Origin of the sequence: Streptococcus pseudopneumoniae, from assembly GCF_001068775.1 — a bacterium.
Classification (GTDB): domain Bacteria; phylum Bacillota; class Bacilli; order Lactobacillales; family Streptococcaceae; genus Streptococcus; species Streptococcus pseudopneumoniae_N.
In genome coordinates, this window is the sequence record NZ_JWAJ01000060.1 from 1 (window position 1) to 25,368 (window position 25,368).

At 39.9% G+C, this 25,368-nt stretch carries 23 protein-coding genes and 1 tRNA gene; 4 read left to right on the forward strand and 20 right to left on the reverse strand.

Features of this window, described 5'->3' with window-relative positions:
• Window positions 1–174: 174 nt before the first annotated feature.
• From ADF68_RS01940 to ADF68_RS01955, 4 genes are all read right to left on the reverse strand, one after another.
• A tRNA-Leu gene (locus ADF68_RS01940) sits at window positions 175–260 on the reverse strand.
• Window positions 261–341: 81 nt separating this feature from the next.
• Window positions 342–917, reverse strand: coding sequence for a cysteine hydrolase family protein (locus ADF68_RS01945; RefSeq protein ID WP_049548419.1), 576 nt, complete (start codon window positions 915–917; stop codon window positions 342–344).
• A complete protein-coding gene (gene codY, locus ADF68_RS01950; protein WP_049548420.1) occupies window positions 917–1,705 on the reverse strand; it encodes a GTP-sensing pleiotropic transcriptional regulator CodY in 789 nt (262 codons plus the stop codon). Before codY ends, ADF68_RS01945 begins: the two co-directional genes overlap by 1 nt.
• A gap of 270 nt (window positions 1,706–1,975) precedes the next feature.
• Window positions 1,976–3,553 (reverse strand): DEAD/DEAH box helicase, encoded by a 1,578-nt coding sequence (locus ADF68_RS01955; RefSeq protein WP_049548421.1) that lies wholly within the window; start codon window positions 3,551–3,553, stop codon window positions 1,976–1,978.
• Between the two features lie 368 nt (window positions 3,554–3,921).
• Between ADF68_RS01955 and ADF68_RS01960 the strand changes: the two genes are divergently transcribed.
• The 4 genes from ADF68_RS01960 to ADF68_RS01975 all read left to right on the forward strand — a co-directional run bounded on the left by ADF68_RS01960 (window position 3,922) and on the right by ADF68_RS01975 (window position 8,645).
• Complete coding sequence (locus ADF68_RS01960) at window positions 3,922–5,238, forward strand: FAD-containing oxidoreductase (protein WP_049548422.1); 1,317 nt, start codon at window positions 3,922–3,924, stop codon at window positions 5,236–5,238.
• Window positions 5,239–5,322: 84 nt separating this feature from the next.
• On the forward strand, window positions 5,323–6,666 hold the full coding sequence (gene murT / locus ADF68_RS01965) for a lipid II isoglutaminyl synthase subunit MurT (protein ID WP_049548423.1): 1,344 nt from the start codon (window positions 5,323–5,325) through the stop codon (window positions 6,664–6,666).
• Entirely contained in the window at window positions 6,666–7,448 is a 783-nt protein-coding gene (gatD, locus tag ADF68_RS01970; RefSeq protein WP_049548424.1) for a lipid II isoglutaminyl synthase subunit GatD, read from the forward strand. The genes murT and gatD overlap by 1 nt, the downstream gene beginning before the upstream one ends.
• A 114-nt stretch (window positions 7,449–7,562) precedes the next feature.
• Window positions 7,563–8,645 (forward strand): M24 family metallopeptidase, encoded by a 1,083-nt coding sequence (locus tag ADF68_RS01975; protein WP_049548425.1) that lies wholly within the window; start codon window positions 7,563–7,565, stop codon window positions 8,643–8,645.
• A gap of 45 nt (window positions 8,646–8,690) precedes the next feature.
• Here ADF68_RS01975 and ADF68_RS01980 read toward each other — a convergent pair whose 3' ends face one another.
• The 16 genes from ADF68_RS01980 to ADF68_RS02055 all read right to left on the reverse strand — a co-directional run bounded on the left by ADF68_RS01980 (window position 8,691) and on the right by ADF68_RS02055 (window position 25,367).
• Window positions 8,691–9,233 carry a GNAT family N-acetyltransferase gene (locus tag ADF68_RS01980; protein WP_049548426.1) on the reverse strand — a complete coding sequence of 181 codons (543 nt, stop codon included), beginning with the start codon at window positions 9,231–9,233 and terminating at the stop codon, window positions 8,691–8,693.
• A gap of 204 nt (window positions 9,234–9,437) precedes the next feature.
• A complete protein-coding gene (gene nadE / locus ADF68_RS01985) occupies window positions 9,438–10,262 on the reverse strand; it encodes an ammonia-dependent NAD(+) synthetase (protein WP_049548427.1) in 825 nt (274 codons plus the stop codon).
• The gene (locus ADF68_RS01990; protein WP_049548428.1) at window positions 10,259–11,719 is read right to left on the reverse strand and encodes a nicotinate phosphoribosyltransferase; all 1,461 of its coding nucleotides are present in this window, start codon (window positions 11,717–11,719) and stop codon (window positions 10,259–10,261) included. Before ADF68_RS01990 ends, nadE begins: the two co-directional genes overlap by 4 nt.
• A gap of 107 nt (window positions 11,720–11,826) precedes the next feature.
• Window positions 11,827–12,315, reverse strand: coding sequence for a DUF6773 family protein (locus ADF68_RS01995; protein WP_049548429.1), 489 nt, complete (start codon window positions 12,313–12,315; stop codon window positions 11,827–11,829).
• Window positions 12,305–12,514, reverse strand: a complete 210-nt coding sequence (locus ADF68_RS02000; RefSeq protein WP_001107501.1) for a helix-turn-helix transcriptional regulator — start codon at window positions 12,512–12,514, stop codon at window positions 12,305–12,307. The genes ADF68_RS01995 and ADF68_RS02000 overlap by 11 nt, the downstream gene beginning before the upstream one ends.
• A gap of 148 nt (window positions 12,515–12,662) precedes the next feature.
• Entirely contained in the window at window positions 12,663–13,259 is a 597-nt protein-coding gene (locus ADF68_RS02005; RefSeq protein WP_049548430.1) for an HAD family hydrolase, read from the reverse strand.
• Window positions 13,260–13,295: 36 nt separating this feature from the next.
• Window positions 13,296–13,721: a GNAT family N-acetyltransferase gene (locus ADF68_RS02010; protein WP_080979361.1), complete on the reverse strand. Its 426-nt coding sequence runs from the start codon at window positions 13,719–13,721 to the stop codon at window positions 13,296–13,298.
• Window positions 13,722–13,820: 99 nt separating this feature from the next.
• Window positions 13,821–15,194, reverse strand: a complete 1,374-nt coding sequence (locus ADF68_RS02015; protein WP_049548431.1) for an amino acid permease — start codon at window positions 15,192–15,194, stop codon at window positions 13,821–13,823.
• Between the two features lie 82 nt (window positions 15,195–15,276).
• A complete protein-coding gene (greA, locus tag ADF68_RS02020; protein WP_000818756.1) occupies window positions 15,277–15,759 on the reverse strand; it encodes a transcription elongation factor GreA in 483 nt (160 codons plus the stop codon).
• A gap of 354 nt (window positions 15,760–16,113) precedes the next feature.
• Window positions 16,114–17,925 carry an endolytic transglycosylase MltG gene (mltG, locus tag ADF68_RS02025; protein WP_049548432.1) on the reverse strand — a complete coding sequence of 604 codons (1,812 nt, stop codon included), beginning with the start codon at window positions 17,923–17,925 and terminating at the stop codon, window positions 16,114–16,116.
• 81 nt (window positions 17,926–18,006) lie between these two features.
• Window positions 18,007–18,501, reverse strand: a complete 495-nt coding sequence (locus tag ADF68_RS02030; RefSeq protein ID WP_049548433.1) for a GNAT family N-acetyltransferase — start codon at window positions 18,499–18,501, stop codon at window positions 18,007–18,009.
• A complete protein-coding gene (locus ADF68_RS02035; RefSeq protein WP_049548434.1) occupies window positions 18,498–19,013 on the reverse strand; it encodes a GNAT family N-acetyltransferase in 516 nt (171 codons plus the stop codon). The genes ADF68_RS02030 and ADF68_RS02035 overlap by 4 nt, the downstream gene beginning before the upstream one ends.
• Before the next feature lie 8 nt (window positions 19,014–19,021).
• Window positions 19,022–20,356: a UDP-N-acetylmuramate--L-alanine ligase gene (murC, locus tag ADF68_RS02040; protein WP_049548435.1), complete on the reverse strand. Its 1,335-nt coding sequence runs from the start codon at window positions 20,354–20,356 to the stop codon at window positions 19,022–19,024.
• 11 nt (window positions 20,357–20,367) lie between these two features.
• Window positions 20,368–20,964, reverse strand: a complete 597-nt coding sequence (locus tag ADF68_RS02045; RefSeq protein WP_049548436.1) for a hypothetical protein — start codon at window positions 20,962–20,964, stop codon at window positions 20,368–20,370.
• Window positions 20,965–21,022: 58 nt separating this feature from the next.
• Window positions 21,023–24,109 (reverse strand): DEAD/DEAH box helicase, encoded by a 3,087-nt coding sequence (locus ADF68_RS02050; protein WP_049548437.1) that lies wholly within the window; start codon window positions 24,107–24,109, stop codon window positions 21,023–21,025.
• A 91-nt stretch (window positions 24,110–24,200) separates the two neighbouring features.
• Window positions 24,201–25,367: a MalY/PatB family protein gene (locus ADF68_RS02055; protein WP_049548438.1), complete on the reverse strand. Its 1,167-nt coding sequence runs from the start codon at window positions 25,365–25,367 to the stop codon at window positions 24,201–24,203.
• Window position 25,368 lies beyond the last annotated feature (1 nt).

The window sequence follows — 25,368 nt, forward strand, 5'->3', positions numbered from 1 at the left end:
TGCCAAGTTGTAGTACTTTTTTCGAGGCTCTTTTGTCTTGTTCTTGTTTCAATTGACTATATATTGTAGCACTTTTTAAAAGAAAACAAAAAACATACAAAAAACTATCTTGTATGTTTTTCACTATACCTGTTTCAAAAAATAAAGAGCTAGCCGAATCTAACTCTTTTCCTATGCGGAGAGAGGGACTTGAACCCTCACGACCTAAAGCGGTCACAGGATCCTTAGTCCTGCGCGTCTGCCAATTCCGCCATCCCCGCGTCGATTACTTTACTAGTATATCAACTTTCATAATCTTTGTCAACACTTTTTTCAGATTTTTTTCAGTTTTTTTGAATACATTATTCTTTGATTTCAACGAGGTTTTCATCAAGGAGTTTCGCTCCTAATGTATTCTTAAAATGTCCAAGTGCAAACTGGTGGTTTTCAGGCCAAATGGATGCGACTGCTGACTTGACAACTTCTATCTGATACCCAAGATTATAGGCATCGATAGCCGTATGCAATACACAGATATCTGTAAGAACACCTGTTAAGATAACTGTATCCACGCGACGCTCTCTCAGACGGATATCCAAATCTGTGCCAGAAAAAGCCGAATAGTGACGTTTGTCCATCCAGAAAACACGACTATCCTGGGCCTGTTCCTGATAAAATTCAGCTAACTTACCATATAGATTACGCCCGCTAGTCCCAATCAGATTATGAGGGGGAAAAAGTTTACTTTCTGGATGAAAGACATCATTTTCCTCATGAGCATCAATGGTAAAGAAAATATAATCTCCACGGTCAAATGCTAATCTAGTTACCTGATTGATTTCTTCTGATATTGCTTGAGCAGGAGCTCCTGCTGTCAATTTTCCATGATCCGCTACAAAATCTTCTGTATAGTCAATAGAAATTAAAGCCTTAGCCATTAATAGTCCCTCTTTTTCACTTCTTCAAAAATATCTGGGATTAAAACTTTTAGATAAGTTCCCTTCATACCCAATGAACGACTTTCAATAATCCCTGCTGATTCGAGCTTCCGAAGAGCATTGACAATCACTGAACGAGTAATACCGATGCGATCTGCGATAACTGAAGCTGTCAATTGTCCTTCTTTGCCATCTAGTTCTGCTAAAATCGCAGAGACTGCACGCAATTCAGAATATGATAGTGTATTGACCGCCATAGTCACTGCTGTGCGACGGCGGATATTTTTCTCATCTTCTTCACGTTGGAAGTTCAAAAGCTGAATACCAACCACCGTGCTAGCAATCTCAACAAGGATCAAATCCTCATCTTCGAATTTCTTGTCATTTCGCCAAATAATCAAAGAACCCAATCGAATCCCAGAAACGTGGATTGGAGCAATAGTTGTTAAACCATCTGGGAAGTCTGAGCGACTTTCAGTTGGGAAAATAGTCAAATCATGTTCCACAGGGAGGTTGGCCTCCGTATCGTAGATCATATTTGCCCCTTGGATATAGTCCTCAGGGAAAATCTTTGTTTGGAAGAACTGCTCTACACGATCGGTGTTTGTTTTATAGCGCATAAAGTAGCCCAACAAACGCCCCTTGCTATTGACGATACAAGCATTGCAGTCGATGATATCGGCTAATTGACGTGTAATGGCATTATAGGGAAGTTCATCCTGTAGTTGCTCCTCCGAACGCTTTAAGATAGATGTGATTTTTCTCGTTTTTTCTAATAAATGTGCCATTTTTCACCTCGTATTTAATCGCTTCCATTATATCACAAAACTGTCTTTATTTCAATAATTATCTGAAAATTGCTTATTGCATTGCAATTCTCTTACATTTGCAATTTTTTATATTTTTTTCAATTTTCTTGTTGACAGATCCTCCATTTTTTGATAATATAATATTACAAGATAACAAATATATAAATCTATTTTCTCGTATGAAACTTTTCTTGACTCTCGGTCTCCTTATATATAAAAGCGATCCACCACAGTGAACCGCTTTTTTTATTATTTATCACCCTTGTTTCGAATCACAAAGCCTGTTTTCTTTTCGCTAGATGTTGTGCGAGGTTTTTTGTTGTCCTTACGGTAACGTTTTTCCTTATCAAAGCGGTCGTTTCTGCGACTGCCTTTTTTGAAATCATCCCGACGTTCACCACGACGATTGTCACGACGGCGTTCACGATCACGACGGTCATCTCCACGACGACCTCCCTTACCTTTCCCACCGAATCCATTACCTGATGGTTTAAACGGCAGTGGTTTTTCACGTGCAATCTCAACTTCTGGAAGACTATCTGGATCCTGAACTGTTAAGCTAAGAATGTACATAGCCAATTCTTCAGGACTGAATTCAGCTGCTAATTTACGGGCATCTTTGCTAAATTTCTCGAAGTTTCCACGAATAGCTTCATCAGCAAAATCACGTTCAATTTTCTTGAGAGCAACTTGTTTCTTAGCTTGGAAGGCTTCTTCTGCACTTGCCGGCTTGAGACCTTTCATACGTTTCTTAGTCAAGTTCTCAATGATTTGGAGATAACCCATCTCATTAGGTGAAACGAAGGTAATAGACTGACCTGACTTACCTGCACGACCTGTACGACCGATACGGTGAACATAACTCTCAGGGTCTTGTGGGATATCGTAGTTGTAGACATGGGTCACACCTGAGATATCTAAACCACGAGCCGCAACGTCAGTTGCTACGAGGACATCAAGGTTGCCATTTTTAAAATCACGAAGGACACGAAGGCGTTTGTTTTGGTCCAAATCTCCATGAATCCCTTCTGCACGGAAACCACGGATTTTAAGCCCACGAGTCAACTCATCCACACGACGTTTAGTACGACCGAAGACGATAGACAACTCAGGTTGATCAACATCCATGAGACGAGTCATGGTATCAAATTTTTCTTGTTCCTTAACTCGGATATAGTACTGGTCTACCAGTTCTGTTGTTAATTCTTTGGCAGCAATCTTCACATGCTCAGGTTCTTTCATGAACTGAACACCAATACGTTTGATAGCATCTGGCATAGTCGCTGAAAAGAGCAAGGTTTGACGATTTTCTGGAACACGAGAGATGATGGCTTCGATGTCTTCAAGAAAGCCCATGTTCAGCATTTCATCAGCTTCGTCTAAAATCAAGGTTTCAATATCATGCAATTTCAAGGCCTTGCGTTTAATCAGGTCAAGAAGTCGTCCTGGTGTTCCTACTACGATATGAGCCCCTGATTTAAGAGCCTTGATTTGTTTTTCAATGCTTGAACCACCATAGACTGAACGAACTTTTACACCCTTGCTTCTACCAAAGCGGAAAAGCTCTTCTTGGCTTTGAACAGCCAGTTCACGAGTTGGGGCAATGACCAAGGCTTGGATAGTTGCTTCTTCTGTACGAATTTTTTCAAGGGTTGGTAAGCCAAAGGCTGCTGTTTTCCCTGTACCAGTCTGTGCTTGACCGATAACATCTTTTCCTTCAAGAGCCAAAGGAATAGTTTGCTCTTGGATAGGACTTGCTTCTACAAATCCTGCTTTATCAACTTCTGCCAAAAGGTCAGCAGACAAGTTAAATTCATTAAATTTCACGTTATTCTTCTTTCTAAAGGTGGTGCGAAGCCACCCTATAGCGCTTAGTTTATACTTTTCTTTTCATGACGTATTTTCATATCTTCTATGAAAGATCGTGTTGCTTCTTTTCCACTAAAGAAAAGTACTGCTTTCTTTGCAACTTATCTAGTATAACACAAGAAATGGTTAAAAGATAGTCAGACCCTCTGATTAAATCATGTAAACGATTTTTTAGCTTAAGTATTCGTAATATCTTCAATTTGATTAATCAATAACATTCATAAATGACTTGCTCTCAAGGCGGAAGTCTCTTTAATTTTCCGTAGCAGATTTGTGAAATTATTTTTTTCTTGTGCTAGAATGAAATCAAACAGGAGGATTTAAAAATGTTAACATACGATTTAATTGTCATTGGATTTGGTAAGGCAGGTAAAACTCTTGCTGCCAAACTAGCTTCAGCTGGTAAAAAAGTTGCTCTTATCGAACGTAACAAGGCTATGTACGGTGGAACTTGTATCAACATCGGTTGTATTCCAACTAAAACCTTGTTAGTTGCTGCTGAGAAAGACTTGTCATTTGAAGAAGTCATGGCAACAAAAAATATGATTACCAGTCGCCTTAACGGTAAAAACTATGCTACAATCGCTGGTACTGGAGTTGATATCATTGATGCCGAAGCCCACTTTGTTTCCAACAAAGTCATCGAAATTCAAGCTGGTGACGAAAAACAAGAACTAACTGCTGAAACAATTGTCATCAACACTGGTGCTGTTTCAAACGTATTGCCTATCCCAGGTCTAGCAACTAGCAAAAATGTCTTTGATTCAACAGGTATCCAAAACTTGGAACAATTACCAGAAAAACTCGGAATTCTTGGTGGTGGAAACATTGGTCTTGAATTTGCTGGTCTTTACAATAAACTTGGCAGCAAGGTAACAGTCTTAGATGCAATGGACACTTTCTTACCTCGTGCAGAACCTTCCATCGCAGATCTTGCTAAACAATACATGGAAGAAGACGGCATCGAATTGCTTCAAAACATCCATACTACTGAAATCAAAAACGATGGTGACCAAGTTCTTGTTGTGACTGAAAATGAAACCTATCGTTTCGATGCCCTTCTCTATGCAACAGGACGTAAACCAAATGTTGAACCACTTCAACTTGAAAATACAGATATTGAACTTACTGAACGTGGCGCTATCAAGGTAGACAAACATTGTCAAACAAACGTTCCTGGTGTCTTTGCAGTTGGAGATGTCAACGGTGGACTTCAATTTACCTACATTTCACTAGATGACTTCCGTGTTGTATACAGCTACCTCGCTGGTGATGGCAACTACACACTTGAAGACCGTCTCAATGTGCCAAACACTATGTTCATCACACCTGCACTTTCACAAGTTGGTTTGACTGAAAGCCAAGCAGCTGATTTGAAACTTCCATACGCTGTCAAGGAAATCCCTGTTGCTGCTATGCCTCGTGGTCACGTGAATGGAGATCTTCGTGGAGCCTTCAAAGCTGTTGTCAACACTGAAACTAAAGAGATTCTCGGTGCAAGCATCTTCTCAGAAGGATCACAAGAAATCATCAATATTATTACTATTGCTATGGACAACAAAATCCCATACACTTACTTCACAAAACAAATCTTCACTCACCCAACCTTGGCTGAGAACTTGAATGACTTGTTTGCGATTTAGTTTTATCAAGCAGCCCTCCTTGGGCTGTTTTTTTTTCTAAAATCTCAAATCTGTCTTTTTCAGCTTTTATGATATAATAGAAATATGAAATTAAAAACTACTTTGGGCCTTCTTGCTGGACGTTCTTCTCACTTTATTTTAAGTCGTCTCGGACGTGGAAGTACGCTCCCTGGGAAACTGGCCCTTCAATTTGATAAAGATATTTTACAACATTTAGCGAAGAACTACGAGATTGTCGTGGTTACTGGTACCAATGGAAAAACCCTGACAACCGCCCTCACTGTCGGTATTTTAAACGAAGTCTATGGTCAAGTTTTGACCAATCCTAGTGGTGCCAATATGATTACAGGGATTACCACCACCTTCTTGACAGCAAAATCCTCTAAAACAGGTAAAAACATTGCAGTTTTAGAAATCGACGAGGCCAGTCTTTCCCGTATCTGTGACTACATCCAGCCAAGTCTCTTCGTCATCACCAATATCTTCCGTGACCAAATGGATCGTTTCGGTGAAATTTATACGACCTATAACATGATTTTGGATGCTATTCGGAAAGTTCCTACTGCTACTGTCCTGCTAAACGGTGATAGTCCGCTTTTCTACAAGCCTGCAATTTCAAATCCTGTTCAGTATTTTGGTTTTGATCTAGAAAAAGGTCCAGCGCAACTTGCTCACTACAATACTGAAGGTATCCTCTGCCCTGAATGTCATAGCATTCTTAAGTACGAGCTCAATACCTATGCCAACTTGGGTGCCTACATCTGTGAGAATTGTGGTTGTAAACGTCCTGAACTGGATTATCGTCTGACTGAACTGGTTGAGTTAACCAACAATCGCTCTCGTTTTGTTATCGATGGACAAGAATACGGTATTCAAATCGGTGGACTCTACAATATCTACAATGCTCTGGCTGCGGTTGCTATTGCCCGTTTCCTTGGAGCAGAGCCACAACTGATCAAACAAGGGTTTGACAAGAGCCGTGCTGTCTTTGGTCGCCAAGAAACCTTCCATATCGGTGACAAGGAATGCACACTGGTTCTTATTAAAAATCCTGTTGGTGCTACCCAGGCCATCGAAATGATCAAACTAGCTCCTTATCCATTTAGTCTATCTGTTCTCCTCAATGCCAACTATGCGGACGGAATTGATACCAGCTGGATTTGGGATGCTGACTTTGAGCAAATTACTGATATGGACATTCCTGAAATCAATGCGGGTGGAGTTCGTCATTCTGAAATTGCTCGTCGTCTACGTGTTACTGGCTATCCAGCTGACAAGATCACTGAAACAAGTAGCCTGGAACAAGTTCTCAAAACGATCGAAGCTCAAGAATGCAAGCATGCCTATATCCTTGCGACTTATACAGCTATGCTGGAGTTCCGAGAACTTCTTGCCAATCGTCAGATTGTTAGAAAGGAGATGAACTAATGGTTTTTACTTCACTTTCCTCAAAAGACGGCAACTATCCATACCAGCTGAATATCGCTCACCTCTATGGCAACCTCATGAACACCTACGGAGATAATGGGAATATCCTCATGCTCAAGTACGTCGCTGAAAAGCTTGGGGCTCATGTGACAGTTGACATCGTTTCACTTCATGATGATTTCGATGAAAATCACTACGATATTGCCTTTTTCGGTGGCGGTCAGGACTTTGAACAGAGCATCATTGCTGGTGATTTGCCAGATAAAAAAGAAAGCATTGACAACTTTATCCAAAATGATGGGGTCGTCCTAGCTATCTGTGGTGGCTTCCAGCTATTAGGCCAATACTATATTGAAGCTTCCGGAAGACGCATAGAAGGTCTAGGTGTCATGGGACATTACACACTCAACCAAACCAATAACCGCTTCATCGGTGACATTAAAATTCATAATGAAGAGTTTAATGAAACTTATTATGGTTTTGAAAATCACCAAGGCCGCACCTTCCTCTCAGATGACCAAAAACCGCTAGGTCAGGTTGTTTATGGAAATGGAAACAATGAAGAAAAGGTCGGTGAAGGTGTTCACTATAAAAATGTCTTTGGTTCCTACTTCCACGGACCTATCCTCTCCCGAAACGCCAATCTCGCTTATCGCTTAGTAACCCTTGCCCTCAAAAAGAAATACGGTCAGGATCTTGTCCTTCCAGCTTACGAAGATATTCTCAGCCAAGAAGTTGCTGAAGAATATGGCGATGTTAAGAGCAAAGCAGATTTTAACTAATATTTAGATTCCAACTTGCTTCGGCTGTTGGAATTTTTTTACCTTCATTTCCCCTTCTCTCTTGCATTTTCTGCTGTTTTTTGCCAAAATAGAGGGGTAGAAAGAAGGTAGCATATGTCTAAATTACAACAAATCTTAACTTATCTTGAATCAGAAAAGCTAGACGTCGCTGTCGTATCTGACCCCGTCACAATTAATTACCTCACTGGCTTTTACAGTGATCCACACGAACGTCAAATGTTCCTCTTTGTCCTTGGAAACCAAGAACCACTTCTCTTCGTTCCAGCTCTTGAAGTTGAGCGTGCAACTAGCACTGTCTCATTCCCAGTAGTTGGCTACGTGGACTCTGAAAACCCTTGGAAGAAAATCCAAAATGCTCTGTCACAGCTTGATTTCAAACGTGTAGCAGTTGAGTTTGACAATCTCATCTTGACTAAATACCACGGTTTGAAAACTGTCTTTGAAAGTGCTGAGTTTGAGAACTTGACTCCATTAATCCAACGTATGCGCTTGATCAAATCAGCAGACGAAGTGCAAAAGATGATGGTTGCAGGTGTTTACGCCGACAAGTCTGTTAAAGTTGGTTTTGACAATATCTCTCTTGATAATACGGAAACAGATATCATCGCGCAGATTGACTTTGCTATGAAACGTGAAGGCTATGAAATGAGCTTTGATACTATGGTTTTAACAGGTGATAACGCTGCAAATCCGCATGGTATCCCTGGAGCTAACAAGGTTGAAAACAATGCCCTTCTCCTCTTTGACCTCGGTGTGATGGTCAATGGTTATGCATCAGATATGACTCGTACAGTCGCTGTTGGTAAACCTGACCAGTTCAAGAAAGATATTTACAACTTGACTCTGGAAGCCCAACAAGCTGCCCTTGACTTTATCAAACCTGGTGTGACAGCTCATGAAGTAGACCGCGCAGCTCGTGAAGTGATTGAAAAAGCTGGCTACGGTGAGTACTTCAACCACCGTCTCGGTCATGGTATCGGTATGGATGTCCACGAATTCCCATCCATCATGGAAGGAAACGACATGGTTATCGAAGAAGGCATGTGCTTCTCAGTTGAGCCTGGTATCTACATCCCTGGTAAAGTCGGTGTCCGCATCGAAGACTGTGGTGTTGTTACCAAAGATGGCTTCGACCTCTTTACAAGTACCAGCAAAGATTTACTTTATTTTGATTAAAAAGTATATTACAAAAAATAAGATGGAAAAGCTTAACTTTCCATCTTATTTTTTGATCTGATAATAAATTTTATCAGCTTTATAACCTTTTCGTCTCACACCATCTGGAATCGTCTTCCAAAAAGTCATACCCGCCTTTTCCATAACTCGACCAGAGGCAGGATTTAAACTTGCATAGCAGGCATTAACCTCTTTAAATTCAATCTCATCCAGACAGTATGATAAAACTGCCTTCAAGGCTTCTGTCATGAGTCCTCGTTCCCAGTAGTCCATTCCTAAGATATATCCGATCTCACAGCTAGAGTTTTCTTCATCCACACTGACCAGACTAATATCTCCAATGACAAAATTTGGATTTTCTTTGAGACAAATGGCCCATTTGTAATAGTTAGGATTGTCATAGGATGCTACCCAATTGCCAATAGAGTTTCGAGTCTGTTCGACATTCAGGTGCGGATCCCAAGTAACATAGGTTAGATTATCTAGACGAGAAGCCCAATTCTCAAACATAGCTCGGGCATCACCTTCCACAAATCTCCTCAAAATCAAACGTTCTGTCTCTATATTTTGTGTACCTAGTGCTTTCATAATCGTAACTCGCTTTCTATTTTATGGATGGGCTCAAACTTACATTGACCTATCTCAGTCTCCTATTGCAAGTTATAAAGTGAAAAAGGTCCTCCGGACTTTCCTCGTTCTCCTGTTTCTAGACTCGGGGTAAAAACCTCCCCCGGAGGTTATTCTTGCTTTCTAATTTCTAGGCAAGAAGGTAAAAAGGTCCCCCGGACCTTTTTACTCCCAAAACGTATCAAAGACAGTGATTGGTAGGTGGCGTTTGTGTTGGCCTTTGTACCACCATTTTTCAATGGTTGCTTGGGCTTCTGGGCTGACTTGTTTACCTTCGAGGTAGTCATCAATCTCTGCGTAGGTTACACCGAGTGCAACTTCATCTGCCAATCCTGGTTTCTCTTCTTCTAGATCGGCAATCGGTACTTTTTCATAGAGAGCAGGATCAGCTCCGAGCTCCTTCAATAGTTGTTTTCCTTGACGTTTGTTGAGGCGATAGAGAGGAAGAATATCTGCACCGCCGTCACCGAACTTGGTAAAGAAACCTGTAACATTTTCTGCAGCATGGTCAGTCCCGATAACTGCTCCGCTATGAGCACCTGCTAGGGCATACTGAGCAATCATACGACTACGAGCCTTGATATTCCCTTTATTAAAGTCTGTCATAGAACTACCAGTAGCCTCTACTGCCACTGCCATAGAATCAACAGATTCTTTAATGTTCACTACTAAACTGACATCTGGCTGAATAAAAGCTAGTGCTTTTTGCGCGTCATCCTCATCTGCTTGAATTCCATAAGGTAGTCGAACTGCGATAAATTTGTAGCTGTCATCTCCAGTTTCTGCTCGCATTTCTTCCACGGCAAGTTGGGCAAGGCGACCAGCTAAGGTCGAGTCTTGTCCACCTGAAATGCCCAATACAAAACTTTTAAGGAAGGGATGCTTTTTCAGATATCGCTTTAAAAAATCAACAGAACGACGAATTTCTTCCTGTGGATCAATCACAGGTTTTACTCCTAATTGTTGAATAATACTTTCTTGTAAGGTCATTCTTCTTCTCCTTCACCTAGAGCTTCCTTACGCATCTTATCAATCAAGTCCATCTTATCTTGCCATACATCACGAGCCAAGTCTACAGGGTAATGTTGTGGGTTCAGGACACGTTTGTATTCATCCCAAAGTTTATCAAATTCCTTACGAGCATAGGCTTGGATTTCAGGCAGACTTGGTAAATCATAGACCAGCTTACCGTCCTTGAAAATGTCTACCAAGAGAGGAACGGCATCAAAATTGCGGACAGTTTTCTTGATGTAAGTATAGGTCGGATGGAACATCTTAATCTCCGTCATACTAGTAACATCTACACCATCGTAGGTAATGTAATCACCTTCTGATTTGCCTTTTTCACGACTGGTGATGCGCCAAACTTGTTTCTTACCTGGTGTTGAAACCTTCTCTGCATTGTTTGAAAGTTTAATGGTATTGCGCATATGACCATTCTCATCCTCAATGGCAACAACCTTATATACTGCCCCAAGTGCTGGTTGGTCATAAGCAGTAATGAGCTTAGTTCCTACACCCCAGACGTCAATCTTAGCTTTTTGCATTTTGAGGTTAAGGATAGTATTTTCATCAAGATCATTGGATGCATAAATCTTAGCATCCGTAAATCCAGCCTCATCCAGTTGTTGACGAACTTTTTTAGAAATATAGGCGATATCTCCAGAGTCAATACGAACACCAAGGAAATTAATCTTGTCACCAAGTTCACGCGCAACCTGAATTGCTGCTGGAACACCGATCCGAAGAGTATCGTAGGTATCCACTAGGAAGACACAGTTTTTGTGAGTTGAGGCATAAGCCTTGAAAGCCTGATAGTCATTCCCATAGACTTGAACTAAGGCATGAGCATGAGTCCCTAAAACTGGAATTCCAAAGAGCTTACCTGCACGCACATTACTAGTTCCATTGGCTCCACCAATGACAGCGGCACGAGTTCCCCAGATAGCTGCATCCATCTCTTGCGCACGACGTGTACCGAACTCCATCAAAGGCTCATCTTCAATGACTGAACGAATACGAGCAGCCTTGGTCGCAATCAAGGTTTGAAAGTTGACGATATTTAAAAGTGCTGTTTCAACCAACTGACACTGAGCCAAAGGTCCTTCCACTTGAACGATCGGTTCATTAGCAAATACTAAGTCCCCTTCTTGAGCAGAACGCACAGTCAATTCCAACTTGAGATTACGGAGATATTCCAAGAAGGCACCATGATAACCAAGTGACTCCAAATAAGCTATATCGCTATCAGAAAAGCGTAGGTTTTCTAAATAGTTCACAATTCGTTCCAAACCTGCAAAAACAGCATAACCATTTTTAAACGGTTGTTGGCGGAAATAAACTTCAAAAACTGCTTTCTTATTATGAATTCCTTGGTCGAAGTAAACCTGCATCATGTTAATTTGATACAAATCCGTGTGCAATGTTAAACTGTCATCTGGGTACATATACTGTCCTTCTTCCTTATTTGTAAAAAGAAGAAAATATTTCTTCTTTTCTCATAAATTAGTACTATTATAACACATTTTATCGATATTGATAAAAAGCTAACAAGCTATTCCATACTATCAAGTTCATCCATGTCTTGTTCAAATTTTTTCTGAGCCCATTCGCCATAGCTCTTCAGACCGAGATTGCCAATAAAAACCCAAGGAATGTAAATAACATAAGTAATTGCCCAAGCAGACAAGTATTTAACGTTCAGAGGATTGTGCTGATAAATTTCGATATTGAATTGATAATTCTGCAACATCAAAAGAGTCGTAATAGCGAGAGTTACCAGCAAACACCCTATAATTGTAAAATGAAAACGACTATAGTAGTTCACACCCAAATCTCGAGCACGGCCGAAAAAGTAAGAAGTTCCAATAATGATAATGATGAGAATCATTCTCGGATTAAAAAGACTTGGTGCTAATACTGTAATCATATAAGATAAAAGCAAGAAAGCTATAGAGATATAGAAACTTTCAGCCCCCGCTTTATTCATCAGTTGTTCTTCTCTTTCGTCTAGTAATTGATAATAATAAAATCTATTTTTCATCTTCTTCCTCCCAAAATAATTGATCTAAAGTTTTACCTAAGCATCTGCAAATAGACTGGCAAAGGGAGAGGCTAGGATTGTACTTTCCTGCTTCTATCAAGCCTATAGTCTGTCTAGTGACACCTACAGCTTCTGCCAAGTCACCCTGAGTCATATCGAGCTCTACTCGAGCTAGTTTTAATTTTAAATTCTTAGCCACTTCTTACCTCCTTTATAATTTTAAAAAGTCGCGCTTCTTTCTAAGCTCATTATATCATATATTTTCCATCGTGCAATATATATATTACATTTTGTGCGATTTTTTTAACAAAAATTCCCTACCACCTAAATGATAGAGAGTTTTCTACTTATTCAAATTTTTTCAAAATATCTACAACGTCACTTCTCTGTTTGACTTGGTAGGCTTTGATGCCTAATGTCTCAGCCATCTTAGTGTTGTCTGCTATATCATCAAGAAAGACACAATTTGCTGGATCCAACTGATATTTACGGAGAATTTCTTCAAACATTTTTCGATCAGGTTTGATTGCCTTAATATCACAAGAAAGGACGAAATCATCTAAGATTTCATTTAAAGGATATAGTTGGTCTTTCAATAATTCATAAAAAACTGGCGATGTATTAGATAGAACAAAAATACGATGACCTTTTTCCTTTAAACGTACCAGGAGAGGAAAGATTTCCTTGTAAATATCAATGTAAGCAGGCCAATTCCAAATAACTTCTTCTACCTTTTTCTCATAGATATCCCCTAATAAAGAAAGAACTCTATCAACCAGTTCTTCCCGAGTCAAGGTCCCCAGGTCCAATCGTTCCCATAAACCCGACTGGAAAATAGACTTGTCTAAGATCAGATAATCTTTCTGAGTTTTAGCTACAGCTTTCAAAATCTTTTCCTTATTCCATTCTAGTAGAACATTACCCATATCTAGTATGATATCCATTAAGCCAACTCCATTATGATGTGTCGATTTCTTCGATCATTCATTTTCTGTTTTCAAATCTTTTTGATAATAGTGCCTTTGTCCAGTATAGGGATAGTCTTTTAAGGTAAAGACTTCCTTGTAGCCCTGCTTTTGATAAAAGGCTGGCGCTTGAAACTGATAAGTATTCACAAAAGCAAAGCGACAGTTTCTCTTCTTAGCTTCACTCTCTGCTTGCTGCAATAGTTGGGAGCCGATTCCTTGTCCTCGCAAGTTTTCTTTCACAAATAAATACTCAATTTCTAACCAATTTCCAAAGGTCTCTGCTACTAAACCGGCCATGAGTTCACCGCTATCATCTTCGACATAAAGGTTTAGTGGCTCACTTTCAGCTTTTTCTCTTTTTGAACGATTATAAGAACGAATCAAATCCCCAATTTCTTGCGCTTTCTGAGACTCTGTATTATCCAATCTAATGTGCATCAAAACCTCCTCAAAGACACTCACGCCTTGATTATATTCCTATTTTGAAGAACTGTCAAACTAAAAAAACTCACCAACCGAAGTTGATGAGAGTAAAACTTATTTTCTAAATCTCCACTGACTATAGATTCCAAAGACAACAATCCAGATAGCTGAGCCAACTGCTCCCATAAAGGTTGATTCTTGTAAAAAGAGAGTTCCGAATACAAAGATGAAGAAGAGCATAGTCAGAGGATTTAGCAAGCGATATTGGGGCATGAGATAGCCATCTGCCATAAATTCTTTTGACTTGCGATACTTAAGATGGGCCACCATGATTAAGATGTAGATGGCGATATAAACACCTGATGAAGAAGCTGTAATCAAAGCAAAGGCATCTGATACGCCAGGAAGTACATTGATGAAGGCTGCAAAACCAATCAATACGGCAGAAGCAATGATTGCATTCTGAGGAACGTTGTGGCGTGAGAGTGTGTCTGCCTTAATAGCTTTCAAGAAACGATTTGGTGAATCATGGGCAATTTGGTACAAATGACGACCTGTTGAGTAAAGGGTTGAATTCAAGGCTGATGCAGCTGAAGTCAAAACAACAAAGTTAATCAAAGCAGCCGCCCACTTAAGACCAACAAGTTCAAATACCGTTACAAATGGTGAATCTGCTGCAGAAAGCTCACGCCAAGGAATAATAGACATGATGGCTAAAAGAGCTCCACCATAGAAAAAGATAATTCGCAAGGGAATTTCCTTAACAGCCTTAGGCAAGACTTTTCGAGGGTCCTTGGTTTCAGATGTGGTAACACCGATAAATTCAATCATCAAGTAGGCAAAGAAAACCATCTGGAAGGCCATGACAAAGTTCATACCACCATTTGGGAAAAGTGAGAACTGATCACTGATATTGGCAAGACTTGCTGAACCATAAGGCGTTTCAAAGCCAGTCAAAACTAGAAAGACACCTGTCGCAATCATGGCAAGAATGGCCACAATTTTAATCATAGCAAACCAAAATTCCACCTCACCAAAGATTTTAACAGCAATCAAGTTCACCAAACCGAGTATTGTCAGAAATACAACCTGAATCAACCAAGAGGGCCAAGATGGAAACCAAAACTGAACATAGTGAGCAATAGCTGTAATCTCGGCCATTCCGATAAAGACTACTGAAAGCCAGTAAGACCAGACTGAGAAGTAACCCCATCCCTGGCCAAGATGACGCGTAATAAAGTTGATAAAGGTGTGTTGCTCCGGATCTTGGTACAACATTTCCCCGATAGCGCGCATCATAAGATACATGAAGCCACCCGTAATCATATAGACCAAGACGATTGACGGACCTGTCAAACTAATTGAACGGCCAGCTCCTAGAAACAGTCCTGTTCCAATTGTTCCTGCAATGGCCATAACCTGAACATGGCGATTGGTTAACCCACGTTCCATTTTATTCTTCTTTTTGTGCTTATTTTCTGAATTCATATAGTCTCCTCTAGTTTTTAGAATTAAGAAAAGGAGTGATGGGAAGCGCTTTCCCTATATCTACTCCTTCTTTTCATTCCTATTAAACTGTTTTTTCTACTTTTAAGATTTTAACATCATAGCTTCCTACAGGTGTTTCAATCGTAGCAGTATCACCTGTTTTCTTACCAATCAAGGCTTGCCCAATTGGGCTTTCATTTGATACTTTACCTGCAAAGGCATCTGCACCCGCTGATCCCACGATGATATATACTTCTTCGTCGTCTTCACCAATTTCTTGGATGGTTACTGTTTTCCCGATAGCAACTTCATCTTGAGCAACTGCATCACTGTTAACAATCTCAGCATAACGGATTTTTGTTTCCAAGCTTGAGATTTGTCCTTCAACAAAAGCCTGCTCGTCTTTCGCTGCTTCGTATTCACTGTTTTCTGACAAGTCACCATATGAACGAGCAATCTTGATGCGTTCAACAACTTCTGGACGACGAACTAGTTTCAACTCCTCTAATTCTTTTTCGAGTTTTTCCTTCTCCTCAAGGGTCATAGGGTATGTTTTTTCTGCCATTTTTCTCAACTTTCTTTTAATTAAATTTATATTTTTATAGGTAGTAAAGCAAAATTATGTGGTAAACCACATAATTTTACAATGAAGACAAAGTCTTTTTAGAGCTTTCCTTAAATGATTTTAGTCAGTATCAACCTTTTAAAATCTGTGCCTAAACCTAATGATTCTATCACTTCTAGACTTAGGTTCAAATAAGAGGTAGGTGTTTTACTTTCGTAATTTCCGAACGCCTAAAACTTGTGAATTTCAGGCGTTTCTGATCATAGCGGAAAGACTGGTGTGACTTGCTATTCCCGTAAAAAGAGAGTTTCTCTTCTACACTCACGGATTTAATAGCAAATCTTGTTCTAAGAGTTAGTTTGAACTACTTGATTGTGTCAATTTACTGTTAACATGCTCTGCAACGTTTCGATCATGTTCTTCTCGTGTCGTTGCAAAGTAAACCTTGCCATCTTGTACGTTAGCTACAAAGTAGAGATTGTCACTCTTAGTTTGATTGATACTTGCTTCAATTGCATCCAGACTTGGACTGTCTACTGGACCAGGCATTAAGCCAAGGTTTGTATAAACATTATATGGTGAATTGATTGTTGTATCAATTGCTGCATCATCTGCCAAGCTAATATTTTGTCCTAGCTTACCTTCTGCATAGAGAATAGCAATATTACTCTGAAGTGGCATACCAAGGTTCAAACGATTATAGAAAACTCCAGCGATCAGTTTGCGATCGTCAGTTTTCAAACCTTCTTTTTCCACAAGTGATGCAATGGTGAGGAGTTCATTCACTGTCAAGTTCTTTTCTTTGATTGCAGAGTAATGTGCTGACAAGTTTTTGTCCATAGTTGCCACCATTTCATCAATTAAGCTTTCAATAGTTGTGCTTTCTTTGATAGCATAAGTTGCTGGGAAAAGATAACCTTCTAAACGGTAACGAACACCACTTTCTTTAGTTGGTAGACTTCCGAGAAGGGTTGGATACTTAGCAACTAATTGAGAGATGAAGGTTTCATCTTGAACTTTTGCCAAGAAGGCATCAGCAGTCAAAGGTTCTTTAAACTCTCCTTGAAGCTGACCAACTGTTTGTGCGATTTGATCAATGGTATAACCCTCAGGGATTGTAAGATTTGCAAGTGCAACCTCTTGAGGTTGAGGAGTTCCACCCTTTTGCAATTCTTTGATGATATCATCTGTACTCATGCTCTTCTGCAAATTATAGTAACCAGATTTCAAATCATTGTAGTTTTTATACTTAGCATAAAGGCTAAAGATAAAACCGTGTTTTACCAATTCAGATTTTTCTAAGGTGTCACCAATTTGCTGAAGATTGGCCCCATCTGGAATCTGAACAGTGACATACTGTTTTGAATTAGCATCAACCGGTTGGAGTGCAGATTCGACATAACGGTAACCGAAGAATCCACCCGCACCTAGTAAAATCAATAAAACAAATACTGTTACGAAAAATCCTTTCAAGCGTGATTTTTTCTTTTTCTTGATTGGTTTCACTGATTCTTTACGACTTCTTCTAGGAAGTTCAGGTCTAGTTTCAACTGGAGCAACTGGTTCTTGACTTGGAGTTTCTTTTGCAAGAACTGTTGGTTTCGGTTGAGGTTTAATATTCTTTCGAGCAGGACTTGGTTTGGCCTGATTCGTACGATAAGAAACTGGAATCCTTGTCGAATTAGCATTGAACTCTTTCTCTTCTTGAACCGGCTGAGCAGGTACATGAGATTCAACTCGATCTACAGTAGGTACTACTGGTTCTGTGGCTACTGCGGATTCTGTAGGTGTAACTTCTGCTGGAACTACAGCTGGTTCTGCAGGTGTAATTTTTTCTGGAGCCACAGCTGGTTCTGCAGGTGTAACTTTTTCTGGAACTACAGCTGGTTCAACAGGTTCTTCTGATGATAAAGATGGACGTGGTGGAACTGTTGGAGCATTAGCAAATAGTTCATCCACTAGTGAAACTGAATCTTCCATCAAATCTTCTACAGACGGCTCTTTCACTAATTCATCTGTCTTTGAAAGATTACTGAAATCAGAGAAAAGCTCATCCTTACCACTCTCGGTAGCGTTAACCTCTTCTTCTCTTTTCAATCTTTCTAAGTCTCGTAAAATTTGTTCTTTAAAACTTAACTTTTCTTCTTCTCGAGAATTTTCGCTCAAAGGTATTACCTCCTTGTTGATAATCCATAATATTATATCTTAAAAACTAAAGAAAAGCAACCATAGATGCCTTTCTGATGCCTAATTCGTGTTTTCCCAGACCATGTCATACCATTCTTCACCAGCAAAAGTCGACTTGGATTTTCCTTCATTCACAAAACCTTGTTTCTCATAATAGCCAATGAGATAGTCATGGCAGGTCAGATTGATTCCCTCACGCTCATGCTCAAGAGCGATCTCTTTTAAGGCGGTCAATAATTTTCGTCCGACACCTAAAACTTGAGCTTTCTTAGCAATGGATAGACAAGTCACAGAGATATAGCCACCTTTTTGATGGCTATAATCTTTAATGTCTTCTGTAAAGGACTGGTCTTGTAAATAACGATGAGGGACTACTGGTCCTTCAATATAACCGAGTATCTCCCCCTCTTTTTCAGCCACTAGAAAGCTCGTTTTTATTTCCTTTAAATGTGCTTCAAAGACAGATCGAGGTATGGCTTCTTCAATTGAAAAGTTCTCTAGTTCAATTTCAAAGATGCGATCTAAATCTGTCAATCTCGCTGGTCTAATAATCATATTTCCTCCTGATAATAGGGATTCTGCCAATGCAGAAGAAAGGCAACTTCACTGCCCCTTTCTCCATCTACGATCCCCTGTTCTACAAATCCATTCATTTCAAAGTAGGCCAGCAACTCATCCTCACAAAGCAGATAAATACCTGGTCTATCTTGCTGACGGGTAACTTCCTTCAAAGCTGCTAGCAACAAAGTTCCAAAACCTTGCCCTTGGTAATCTGGATGAACAGCTAAATCTTCAAGGATGATTGAGTTCTCATTAATGAATTCCTCACCTCCAATATCAAGCATCCATTTTCTTAAAGAGGGAATAGGAAGTGGAGCTGCAGTAATATAAGCAATCCCTTGATCATCCAGGCTAGCTAAGAGAAACGTACCCGCATGGTTGCGGATACGTTCTTCTATTATTTCTCTATTCAATATTTCTAGGGAGTTTGAAATACTTTCTTGTATCAAGCAAATCTGATTTATATCTGATTGCTGAACTTCCCTTATTTTAATTGGAAATTCCATGTTCTTCCTTACTGAACATTGCTTGTCAAATTAGACAAGAGACGTTCGAATGAATATTCATACGTTTGGATGTCGCCAGCTCCCATGAAGACATAGACAGCATTGTCATGGTCTAGGAGTGGAGAAACATTTTCAACTGTGATTACTTGATTTTTCTTATTAATCTTACTTGCAAGATCTTCAACCTTGACATCACCATTGTCTACTTCGCGAGCTGAACCGTAGATTTGCGCTAGGTAAACGGCATCAGCCTGATTCAAGGCTTGAGCAAAGTCATCCAACAAGGCGATTGTACGAGTAAAAGTATGCGGTTGGAAGATAGCCACGATTTCCTTGCTTGGGTATTTTTGACGTGCAGCATCAAGAGTCGCTACGATTTCAGTTGGATGGTGAGCAAAATCATCGATGATAACAGTGTCATTGACAATCTTTTCTGTAAAGCGACGTTTCACTCCACCAAAAGTCTTCAAGTGTTCACGTACTAAATTCAAGTCAAAGCCAGCAGTATAAAGCAAACCAATCACTGCTGTGGCATTCATGATGTTGTGGCGACCGAAAGTTGGAATGTGGAATTGGCCCAACTCTTGACCACGGAAGTGAACGGTAAAGGTTGAACCTGTAGTAGAACGAAGTAAGTCGCTTGCTACAAAATCATTGTTGTCTGCTTCAAAACCGTAATAATAGATTGGGGCATTTGCTGTAATCTTACGCAACTCAGCATCTTCACCATAGACAAACAAACCTTTGGTAATTTGTTTGGCATAATCATTGAAGGCGTTGAAGACGTCCTCTAAGCTTGTGAAGTAGTCTGGGTGGTCAAAGTCAATGTTCGTAATAATAGAATATTCTGGGTGATATGGCATGAAATGGCGCTCATACTCGTCTGATTCAAAGACAAAATACTTGGCATTTTCAGATCCACGACCTGTACCATCTCCGATCAAGTAACTTGTATCAGTGATGTGTGACAAGACGTGAGAAAGCATCCCAGTTGTTGAAGTCTTACCGTGGGCTCCAGCAACTCCCATGCTGATAAAATCACGCATAAAGCTACCGAGAAACTCATGATAACGTTTATAGCTCAAGCCCTGTTGATCCGCATAGGCAATTTCCACGTTATTATCTGGACGGAAGGCATTCCCAGCGATAATATCCATATCCCCTTGCAAATTCTTTTCATCAAAAGGTAAGATTGTAATTCCTGCTTGCTCTAGTCCACGTTGGGTAAAGTAGTACTTCTCAACATCAGAACCTTGAACCTTGTGCCCCATTTGATGCAACATCAAAGCCAAGGCACTCATACCTGATCCTTTGATTCCGATAAAATGATAAGTTTTTGCCATTTTCTTCCCCTCTATTCACTCATTCTAGTCAAGTTGAGCTCTTGGGCTACTTGACGCTCTTGTTCTTTTTGTTTACTTTTTTTGTTATAAATTTGACTTTTCTTTAAAAAGTCATAGTTGTTTTTCTTAGGATGAGACTTTTCGCTATTTGGCAAAGGACTATCCACTTGAGAAACTGTTTCTGCCAAAATATAGTGAGATTGACCTAACTTCTGACTATATTTCGCAAATTCTCCTGGATTTTCTTTTTGAAAAGGTGCTGTCGGTTGATTTGCTGGACGCACCTGGCTTGTTTTCGTTTGACGTCTCGTATGGCTCACATCCTGAGTCAAATATCGAGCCGAACGCTTCTTTTTCAAATCCGCACGAGCTTCTTCACGCGCTAGTTCAGCATAGGATTTTTCTTTTTTCTCAATCGGTTTTACAAGAGGCTTGGCTTTCTCTTGCTTTTTTTCTTCAGTGATTGGAGACCATTCCAAGTAGTTTTTATCTTGATAATCACCTTTGATATTACTGATGAAATCAGACTCATCGTAGAGATTCATAACTGGCATTTCTGTCAACATGACTTCATCATCTGCCACTATTGGAAATCGTTTTTGTGTCATATTTATTTCCTTTCAATACTCCATTATAGCGTAATGTCTTGATTTTTCAAGTATAGGCTCATGAAATCCCTAAAATTTCTCGTATTTCAGCTAGACTCAGACTTCCTCGAGACTCTGTTCCATCCAAGATTTCAGAAACAAGATTTTTCTTTTTCTCTTGTAATTCTTGAATCTTTTCTTCAATTGTACCTCGAGTCACAAGGCGATAAACTTCAACAGCCTGCTCTTGCCCCATACGATGAGCTCGACCGATAGCCTGAGATTCAACTGCAGGATTCCACCATAAGTCTACTAGAATGACCGTATCCGCACCAGTGAGATTGAGTCCAACTCCACCAGCCTTTAGAGAAATCAAGAATACATCGCGCTCTCCTTGGTTAAAAGCCTTAGTCATTTCCTGACGTTCTTGAGAAGGAGTTGATCCCGTAATTTTAAAGGAAGTCAAGCCTAAGTCAGGTAGCTCTTGCTCAATCCGATCCAACATGCCTCTAAATTGTGAGAAGATAAGTACACGGTGTCCACCTTCAGCAATCTGAACCAGCAAATCTCGTAAACTATCCAGCTTCCCGCTCTCTCCTTGGTAGTCCTCCATAAAGAGCGCAGGTGTATCACAAATCTGACGCAAACGCATGAGACCAGTCAAAATTTCGACGCGATTTCGTTGAAATTCCCAATCGCTTACCTGTTCCAGACGCTCCTGCATCTGTTGCAGCTGAGCAAGATAGATAGCTTTTTGTTGATCCTCCAGTTCATTCTTATAGACGACTTCAATCAAGTCAGGCAACTCTGTCAAAACCTCTTCTTTCTTGCGTCTCATGACAAAGGGTTTGATAAATTGAGCCACTCTCTCAGTTGATAGTTTCATAAACTCCTTCTTAGCAGGTAAGAGGCCTGGTAAGACAATCTGAAAAATCGACCAGAGTTCTCCCAGATGGTTTTCAATCGGTGTTCCTGATAGTGCAAAGACAGATGGAACCACAAATCGTCGCAAACTTTGCGCAATCTTGGTCTGTGCATTTTTCATGACCTGAGCTTCGTCTAAAAAGAGAAAATCGAAAGATAAATCTCGATAAATTTCACTATCTTGACGGAAAGTGGCATAGCTTGTCACATAAATCTGATGATTTTCTGCCAAAATCGACTCTCGATGAGATTTCAAGCCATGCACCACTACAACATCCAAATCTGGAGCAAACTTTTGAAATTCATCGGCCCAGTTATAGATTAAGCCAGACGGAGCAAGGATTAAAACACTAGTATCCGCTTGAGCCTGACTGCTTAAAAAGGCAATGGTTTGCAAGGTCTTCCCAAGACCCATATCATCTGCTAAAATACCGCCAAAGCCATAATGATGGAGCATCTGCAACCACTGAATTCCCCTTTTCTGATAATCCCTTAGTTCTGCTTGAATATTCAGCTCTTTCATCGGAAAATCTTCTGGATGTGTCAAATCATGGGCCAAATGGCGAAATTCTTCAGTGAAAAAAATTTGATCCTGATCCTCAAATAGACGAGATAGGGTATAAGCTAGGGATTTACGAGCTCTAAAGGCTCCATCTTGTAGCTCCTCTATCCCTAACTCTTCTAAATCCTGACGGATACGTTTGGTCTGATCATCGAAATAGTAAACCTGATTTGAGGAACTGATATAATAATCCTGCTTCTCAACTAGCGCTTTCATCGCTCGATCGATTTCTTCTTGATCGATATCCCAAAAATCAAATTGAATTTCTAAAAGGCTCCCCTTGGAGGAGATATGTACTTGAGGCTTCTGAACCTGATAGAGTTCTTGCAAGCTCTCGGAAATCCTTAATTCTCCAAGTGCTTCAAAAGCTGGTAAAACTTCCTGAAAGAATGTATGGACTGCATCAGCTTTCAAACTTTGACGCCATGAACGAAAATCTGCTTCAAATCCAGCAGATAGGGCCAACTGAAAGATTTGCTTCTCCAGTTGAATATCACTAGCAAAAGGAAGACTTTCTAGTTCCTCACGATTCGTTACTAAGCAAGCTTCATATTGAAACTGCATATCCAAGCGAATAGAACCATCCTCTTCTCGTTCCATGTAGAAAGAAGGACGGAAAGACTGGATTCGAAGCCCATCAGGAGCCTCTACCTTTCCTACGTTTTTAAATTGGGACAAAGTCGAAGCTAGGAGATCTCGATCACTGGTATCAAATTGTAAAATCTTTCTACCACTTTTATCGACAGGTACTTTTTTTAATTTTTCTAAAAGGCTAGCTTGCTCTTTAGACAGAAGATAAAATGTACCTTTAGTAAATAGCACTTGTCCCTTATAAAATGAATTCATCCCTACCTGTTGAAATATTTCCATCTCATAATAGTTAGATTTTTCTTCAATTACAAAAGAAAACAAACCTGCTTGACCATCAAAATCTTGAAAGACAAGATGAGGATAGCTTGAAATTTGATGGTCAAATTGAAATTCATCTAAGTCCATCAGCAGACTGACACCCTGTTCAAAAAAGGATAGAGGAAAATAGAGGTGACGACCTTGATTCTGGAAAAAGAGGGCATTTTCAGACTCATCTTCTACAATTCCCTGAAGAAAATTTAAGACAAACTGGCTAGTCTCATCAAACTGACTAAGCTTCAAGGAGGCTTCATATAGCTTACCAATCATGTAAGGTTTACTATTTTCTAGAACCTTCAGGAAGAGAGGAATATCTCGGATTACATAAAACTTATGAGTCTGGATAAGACCAATCCTCAAAGTCCAAATAATACGATTGGTTCCAGCTTCAACTTGCCCCTGAGCGGCTAGCTGATAGATTTTAGGCGAGTTAGTAGCTTGTATGCTCTCTAGGAAACGTCCCCCAAAGGTCACTTGGGTTTCGACTTCCTCCTTCTTTTCCTGCCCATTTTCTAGTTTCTGTAAAAGTTCTTGACCCAAATGATCATTTTTCAGGTAATGTTCTAGCGCTGCCAAATGCACACAAAACCCTCTTTTTTGGAAAAAATCACAAGCACAAAAAACCAAATCATCATCCAGGCTATAGCGAATTTCTTCATCTGCTACACGCGCATAGAGACGATGGTCTTTCTCTTTGATAATTTCAATCTGACTAGTTTCGTAGAGTTGAGCTCCCTCCATTCGAAGCTTACCCGGAATCAATTTAGCCATATGTTCCCCTTTACTTTATCTCCTAATTATACCATATTTCTGCCTATGAAAATAGCCTTCTAGGGTACTTTTCCCCCAGAAGACTAGCTTCTTAAAGTTTAGCGAAAGTAATAATGATTCGTTGGCAAACTTCTTCCAAGACAGATGTCGGCATGGCTACATTTAAGCGAGCATGGAGACTTCCTTCCTCTCCGTAATCCAAACCAGGATTGAGGATAACCTTGGCTTCATTTCTTAAGAGGCTTTTTAATTCTTCATCGCTAATATCATAGGCTGAAAAATCAAGCCAAATGAGATAGGTCCCTTGAGGTTTCATGACCTTGATTTTAGTTTCTTTACCAAATACATCCACTACATAATTGATGTGTTTCTCAATCAGTTCTTTGAGTTCTGTCAACCAATCTTCACCATATCGATAGGCAGTTTCTGTTGCTAAATATCCCAAACCTGAGATTTCATGTTGATTATTAGCAAGCTGGCGCTTCTGGAAAGCAAGTCTCAACTTTGGATTCTCGATAATGGCGTAAGAATTCTTGGTCCCAGCAATATTGAAGGTCTTGGTCGCACTGCTTAAAATCAGTGAAAATTCTTTAAAATCTTCATTTACCGTATTGAATGACTGGTGTTTATTTCCAAACAAGGCTAAATCTTGGTGAATCTCATCAGATACTAGCAAAACTCCATGTTTTTGACACAGTTGTCCAATCTTTTCCAAGACTTCTTTCTCCCAAACCCGTCCACCAGGATTATGAGGATTGCAGAGAACGTAGAGTTTCACATCCTCTTCGACAAAGTCTTTTTCTAGTTGGACAAAGTCAATCTCAAAAAGTCCATCTTTTTCTACTAGAGAGTTGGTGATTAATCGACGATTGTTGAGCTTAATGCTCCGAGCAAAAGGAGGATAAACTGGTGTGTTAATCAGAACCGCTTCACCTTCTTTGGTATAGGCTTGTATAGCTATTGAAATAGCTGGTACTACTCCTTCGATAAAGACTAGGGCATTCTTATCAAAGCCATAACCATGATGTTTTTCTTCCCAGTCTTGAACTGCTTCAATCAAACCATCACTAGCATAGGTATAGCCATAGACTAATTGCTCTGCATAATCATGGACTGTCTGACGGATCTCAGGTAAGACTTCAAAGTCCATATCAGCAATCCAGGCCGGCAATACTTGACGGTCAGTCTCTGCTTCTTTCCATTTGTAGGTATGATGTCCAAAACGATTGGGTAAAGTCGTAAAATCATATTTTCCCATA

Bases quoted from the DNA above. Each gene is read 5' to 3' on its own strand.
- ADF68_RS01945 (WP_049548419.1), bottom strand. From the start codon at position 917: ATGGCTAAGGCTTTAATTTCTATTGACTATACAGAAGATTTTGTAGCG.
- codY (WP_049548420.1), bottom strand. From the start codon at position 1,705: ATGGCACATTTATTAGAAAAAACGAGAAAAATCACATCTATCTTAAAG.
- ADF68_RS01960 (WP_049548422.1), top strand. From the start codon at position 3,922: ATGTTAACATACGATTTAATTGTCATTGGATTTGGTAAGGCAGGTAAA.
- murT (WP_049548423.1), top strand. From the start codon at position 5,323: ATGAAATTAAAAACTACTTTGGGCCTTCTTGCTGGACGTTCTTCTCAC.
- gatD (WP_049548424.1), top strand. From the start codon at position 6,666: ATGGTTTTTACTTCACTTTCCTCAAAAGACGGCAACTATCCATACCAG.
- ADF68_RS01975 (WP_049548425.1), top strand. From the start codon at position 7,563: ATGTCTAAATTACAACAAATCTTAACTTATCTTGAATCAGAAAAGCTA.
- ADF68_RS01980 (WP_049548426.1), bottom strand. From the start codon at position 9,233: ATGAAAGCACTAGGTACACAAAATATAGAGACAGAACGTTTGATTTTG.
- nadE (WP_049548427.1), bottom strand. From the start codon at position 10,262: ATGACCTTACAAGAAAGTATTATTCAACAATTAGGAGTAAAACCTGTG.
- ADF68_RS01990 (WP_049548428.1), bottom strand. From the start codon at position 11,719: ATGTACCCAGATGACAGTTTAACATTGCACACGGATTTGTATCAAATT.
- ADF68_RS01995 (WP_049548429.1), bottom strand. From the start codon at position 12,315: ATGAAAAATAGATTTTATTATTATCAATTACTAGACGAAAGAGAAGAA.
- ADF68_RS02005 (WP_049548430.1), bottom strand. From the start codon at position 13,259: ATGGATATCATACTAGATATGGGTAATGTTCTACTAGAATGGAATAAG.
- ADF68_RS02010 (WP_080979361.1), bottom strand. From the start codon at position 13,721: ATGCACATTAGATTGGATAATACAGAGTCTCAGAAAGCGCAAGAAATT.
- ADF68_RS02015 (WP_049548431.1), bottom strand. From the start codon at position 15,194: ATGAATTCAGAAAATAAGCACAAAAAGAAGAATAAAATGGAACGTGGG.
- greA (WP_000818756.1), bottom strand. From the start codon at position 15,759: ATGGCAGAAAAAACATACCCTATGACCCTTGAGGAGAAGGAAAAACTC.
- ADF68_RS02030 (WP_049548433.1), bottom strand. From the start codon at position 18,501: ATGATTATTAGACCAGCGAGATTGACAGATTTAGATCGCATCTTTGAA.
- ADF68_RS02035 (WP_049548434.1), bottom strand. From the start codon at position 19,013: ATGGAATTTCCAATTAAAATAAGGGAAGTTCAGCAATCAGATATAAAT.
- murC (WP_049548435.1), bottom strand. From the start codon at position 20,356: ATGGCAAAAACTTATCATTTTATCGGAATCAAAGGATCAGGTATGAGT.
- ADF68_RS02045 (WP_049548436.1), bottom strand. From the start codon at position 20,964: ATGACACAAAAACGATTTCCAATAGTGGCAGATGATGAAGTCATGTTG.
- ADF68_RS02050 (WP_049548437.1), bottom strand. From the start codon at position 24,109: ATGGCTAAATTGATTCCGGGTAAGCTTCGAATGGAGGGAGCTCAACTC.
- ADF68_RS02055 (WP_049548438.1), bottom strand. From the start codon at position 25,367: ATGGGAAAATATGATTTTACGACTTTACCCAATCGTTTTGGACATCAT.